Source organism: Paraburkholderia sediminicola (assembly GCF_046026895.1).
Classification (GTDB): Bacteria; Pseudomonadota; Gammaproteobacteria; order Burkholderiales; family Burkholderiaceae; genus Paraburkholderia; species Paraburkholderia sediminicola_C.
This window is the reverse complement of sequence record NZ_JAQQEU010000231.1, coordinates 1-1152: the sequence shown is the minus strand read 5'-3', so window position 1 is coordinate 1152 and position 1152 is coordinate 1. Positions and strand designations below refer to the sequence as shown.

The 1152-nt window shown below is 59.1% G+C and carries 1 protein-coding gene and 1 pseudogene; one reads left to right on the top strand and one right to left on the bottom strand.

The window, feature by feature from the left end:
* The coding region (locus tag PQR02_RS40465) for a cyanophycin synthetase family protein (protein WP_408243392.1) at positions 1–454 on the bottom strand (454 nt) is incomplete at its 3' end.
* Between the two features lie 347 nt (positions 455–801).
* Here PQR02_RS40465 and PQR02_RS40460 point away from each other — a divergent pair.
* Positions 802–1152, top strand: a pseudogene (locus PQR02_RS40460) (DDE-type integrase/transposase/recombinase); the annotation flags it as partial.

Below are 1152 nucleotides of genomic sequence, written 5' to 3'. Positions count from 1 at the left end.
ACTGCGTCTCGGTATCCGTCTGCGGTTTCAACTCGGCAGGCAAGAGCTGCCCGATCAGCGCCAATGCCAGATCTCCGGCCTGCCGGCCGACGGCTTCATTATGGTATTCGTAGATGACATCGTAGTGGCCATGCGGACCCGCAGCTCGCGTCTTGCCGAAGCTGACATCCGAACCCGCCATCTTCTGCAGTTCAATGGCTGCATGCTCCATGACATGGCCAAGCCACGTGCCATCGCCTTCGGTCATGCGCCGCACGAGTCCGCCTGGGGACTGATACGAGCAGCCATGCTGTGCGAGGCCCGGCAGACAGCCGAGCAAACTGTCTATGAATCGCTGGCCTAGCCGCCCGGTCGGCCATTCCTCCAGCACGCCCAGATCGACGGTATATCGGATGACCGGGAAATGGGCGTGAATGTTGGGGCCTTGATACGCGACGATCGACTTGACTTCCATTTGATGATCTCCTGTCGGAGTCGCATCACGTTACTCAGGAGTAGAAAAGAGCGCAGTTGCCGAGAAGACGCATGGGCGTTCCTCAATCAACTGGGGTTACTCAGAGCCATCGCCCCGTCCGGCAGATGGTCTATTAAAAATAGAGGCATTTACAGATAAAGCAAGCCGCACTATCAGTCCTCTGGTCTGTCACTACAAGCCGTCGCGGCTGGAGTCGGCGACCTGGATGCGTTTGTCGAAGCGCTTATTCCGTTCGACCCGGGCGAGGTTCAGCCGCGTTTCACAGGTGAGCGGAGGCTGTACATGGCGGCGCTTGTCAGGTTGTTCGGCCGGTCACGTAAGAGGGCGTGACGAAGAAAGCAAAATCGCTTTACCACGGTCATCGGTTCCCGGCGGCGGTCCTCTTCGAGCGCGGTGTGACTATGACGTACCAGACGATCCGATGCTGATGCGACAAGTTTGGTGAAGGCTTTGCTCACCGGGTAAAAGCGGCGCGACGCCAGCCAGGTAGTACGTGGGACCCCGACGGGATGTTCGTCACGCTGCGTGGCGAACCGTGCCTGCTGTGGCGTGTGGTCGACGAGCATGGCGCCGGACTCGACATCCTGCAACAAATGCGGCGCGACAAAGCCGCAACCAAATGCTTCTTCAGGTGTGCGATCCGTTCATGCCCGACGCCTCGCGAAATCGTCACCGAT